Source organism: Bifidobacterium merycicum DSM 6492 (genome assembly GCF_900129045.1).
Classification (GTDB): Bacteria; Actinomycetota; Actinomycetes; order Actinomycetales; family Bifidobacteriaceae; genus Bifidobacterium; species Bifidobacterium merycicum.
The window spans coordinates 1-3,642 of sequence record NZ_FQTX01000014.1; the positions used below are offsets into that span (position 1 = coordinate 1).

The following is a 3,642-nucleotide window of genomic DNA, read 5'->3' on the forward strand; positions in this document are numbered from 1 at the left end:
GGGATGGGGTCGCGTCCTATCAGGTAGTCGGCGGGGTAACGGCCCACCGAGCCTACGACGGGTAGCCGGCCTGAGAGGGCGACCGGCCACATTGGGACTGAGATACGGCCCAGACTCCTACGGGAGGCAGCAGTGGGGAATATTGCACAATGGGCGCAAGCCTGATGCAGCGACGCCGCGTGCGGGATGGAGGCCTTCGGGTTGTAAACCGCTTTTGTCGGGGAGCAAGCCTTCGGGTGAGTGTACCCTTCGAATAAGCACCGGCTAACTACGTGCCAGCAGCCGCGGTAATACGTAGGGTGCAAGCGTTATCCGGAATTATTGGGCGTAAAGAGCTCGTAGGCGGTTCGTCGCGTCCGGTGTGAAAGTCCATCGCTTAACGGTGGATCTGCGCCGGGTACGGGCGGGCTGGAGTGCGGTAGGGGAGACTGGAATTCCCGGTGTAACGGTGGAATGTGTAGATATCGGGAAGAACACCAATGGCGAAGGCAGGTCTCTGGGCCGTTACTGACGCTGAGGAGCGAAAGCGTGGGGAGCGAACAGGATTAGATACCCTGGTAGTCCACGCCGTAAACGGTGGATGCTGGATGTGGGGCCCATTCCACGGGTTCCGTGTCGGAGCTAACGCGTTAAGCATCCCGCCTGGGGAGTACGGCCGCAAGGCTAAAACTCAAAGAAATTGACGGGGGCCCGCACAAGCGGCGGAGCATGCGGATTAATTCGATGCAACGCGAAGAACCTTACCTGGGCTTGACATGTTCCGGACAGCCTCGGAGACGGGGCCTCCCCTCGGGGCCGGTTCACAGGTGGTGCATGGTCGTCGTCAGCTCGTGTCGTGAGATGTTGGGTTAAGTCCCGCAACGAGCGCAACCCTCGCCCCGTGTTGCCAGCACGTGATGGTGGGAACTCACGGGGGACCGCCGGGGTTAACTCGGAGGAAGGTGGGGATGACGTCAGATCATCATGCCCCTTACGTCCAGGGCTTCACGCATGCTACAATGGCCGGTACAACGGGATGCGACATGGCGACATGGAGCGGATCCCTGAAAACCGGTCTCAGTTCGGATTGGAGTCTGCAACCCGACTCCATGAAGGCGGAGTCGCTAGTAATCGCGGATCAGCAACGCCGCGGTGAATGCGTTCCCGGGCCTTGTACACACCGCCCGTCAAGTCATGAAAGTGGGTAGCACCCGAAGCCGGTGGCCCAACCTTTTTGGGGGGAGCCGTCTAAGGTGAGACTCGTGATTGGGACTAAGTCGTAACAAGGTAGCCGTACCGGAAGGTGCGGCTGGATCACCTCCTTTCTACGGAGATATTTTTCTGGCCACTGTCTGGTGGCCTTTCCTGCCCCGGTTCCCGCGGTGGTCGCGGGGGTTTGTCCGGGGTGTGCTGGTGTGGAAGAGATCGTGTGGCTTGGAGTGGTGCGGGCATGCTTTTGGGTTCCCGGATCGCCACCCATGGGGTTTGTCCCCCGTGTGGCGTCCGTCGTCCCGGTCTTGCGGCGCGTCCCCCGGCGGGGTTCGCGTGGTCGCGGGTCGGGTGCGTGGCGGTTTGAGAACTGGATAGTGGACGCGAGCGAGAAGGGCGGGTTTGTCCCGTCCCTTTATCGCTGTATTTTTCGATCGAACTTCATTTTTGGTGTTGTTCGTCGATCGTTTTGTGATCATTTCAGATGTGATGATTTGTCGTCTGGGAATTTGCTGATTGGGCGCTTGCGGGTCCCGCACGGGTGTGTGGGTTGCCTGCAAGGGCGTATGGTGGATGCCTTGGCAGACAGGACCGATGAAGGACGTTGGAGGCTGCGATAAGCCTCGGGGAGCCGCCAACCGGGCTTTGATCCGAGGATTTCCGAATGGGGAAACCCGCCGGCCGTCATGGGCCGGCACCGCCTTGTGCGGGGGGTACGCAGGGAAGTGAAACATCTCAGTACCTGCAGGAAAGGATATTCCGTGAGTAGTGGCGAGCGAAAGCGGACCAGGCCAAACCATGGGCGCGTGATACCCGTCGGGGGTTGCGCCCGTGGTGTCGTGGGAAGCCCTGTCCCGGCGCCGACGCGCCGGGCGGGAGTCACAAAACCATGTTCTAGGCGAACCGGGTTGAATACCGGGCCGCAGAGGGTGATGGCCCCGTAGCCGTAGGGACATGGTCTTCCGATGGGTTCTCCCAAGTAGCACGGGCCCCGTGGAATCCCGTGCGAATCCGTGCAGACCGTTGCATAAGCCTAAATATTCCTGTCTGACCGATAGTGAACGAGTACCGTGAGGGAAAGGTGAAAAGTACCCCGGGAGGGGAGTGAAACAGTCTCTGAAACCATGCGCCTACGAACCGTCGGAGCCTTTCGGGGTGACGGCGTGCCTATCGAAAAATGAGTCTGCGAGTCAGTGGCATGTGGCGAGGTTAACCCGGGTGGGGGAACCGTAGCGAAGGCGAGTCTTAAAAGGCGTTTGAGTCGCGTGTCCTGGACCCGAAGCGGGATGATCTAGCCCTGAGCAGGTTGAAGCGCGGGTAAGACCGCGTGGAGGACCGAACCCACTTAGGTTGAAAACTGAGGGGATGACTTGGGGCTAGGGGTGAAAGGCCAATCAAATTCCGTGATAGCTGGTTCTCTCCGAAATGCATTTAGGTGCAGCGTCGCGTGATTACGTCCAGGGGGTAGAGCTACTGGATGCTTGCGGGCCCATACCGGGTACCAACAGCAACCAAACTCCGAATACCTGCGACGCGTATCGCGGCAGTGACTCGGCGGGGGATAAGCTCCGTTGTGGAAAGGGAGACAGCCCAGATCGTCGTCTAAGGTCCCGAAGCGTGTGCTAAGTGGGAAAGGATGTGGAGTCGCATAGACAGCCAGGAGGTTGGCTCAGAAGCAGCCATCCTTGAAAGAGTGCGTAACAGCTCACTGGTCTAGTGGTTCCGCGCCGACAATGTAGCGGGGCTCAAGCACACCACCGAAGACGCGGCAACGGCTTTCGGGCCGTTGGGTAGGAGAGCGTTCCGTCCAGGGGCGAAGCGGCGGCGTGAGCCTGTCGTGGACCGGGCGGAAGTGAGAATGCAGACATGAGTAGCGAGAGCGGGGTGAAGATCCCCGCCGCTGGATGACCAAGGGTTCCGGGGCCACGTTCATCGTCCCCGGGTGAGTCGGGTCCTAAGGCGAGGCCGACAGGCGTAGTCGAATGGATGAACGGGTCGATATTCCCGTACCGGCTTTGGGCCGCCCGGTCCGAGACCGGGGTGCTAACCTCCGGTCCCTCCCTTCGCGTTCCCTTCGGGGTTCGTGGGGGTTGGGCCGTTGGGAACCGCCCGGCAGTAGGGCAGCGCAGGAGTGACACGGACAGGTAGCCGGCCGCGGAGGTGGTTTTCCGTGGTCAAGCACGCAGGCCGTCGTACAGGCAAATCCGTACGGCGTTCGGCCGAGGTGCGATGATGGGGCCGTTATGGCCGATATCCGGTGATCCTGGCCGTCGAGAAAAGCTTCGGCGCGAGGACCAATGCCGCCCGTACCCCAAACCGACACTGGTGGTCAGGTAGAGAATACCGAAGCGATCGAGCGAATCCTGGTCAAGGAACTCGGCAAATTGCTCCCGTTCCTTCGGTTCAAGGGAGACCCCCTGCTGTGAACGGGCTTGCCCCGGGAGCGGCGGGGGG

The 3,642-nt window shown here is 60.8% G+C and carries 2 rRNA genes; both read left to right on the forward strand.

Going from position 1 to position 3,642, the window contains the following annotated elements:
• Positions 1 to 1,304: ribosomal RNA gene (locus BUB29_RS09450) — 16S ribosomal RNA — on the forward strand; the annotation flags it as partial.
• A 430-nt stretch (positions 1,305 to 1,734) separates the two neighbouring features.
• Positions 1,735 to 3,642, forward strand: a 23S ribosomal RNA gene (locus tag BUB29_RS09455); the annotation flags it as partial.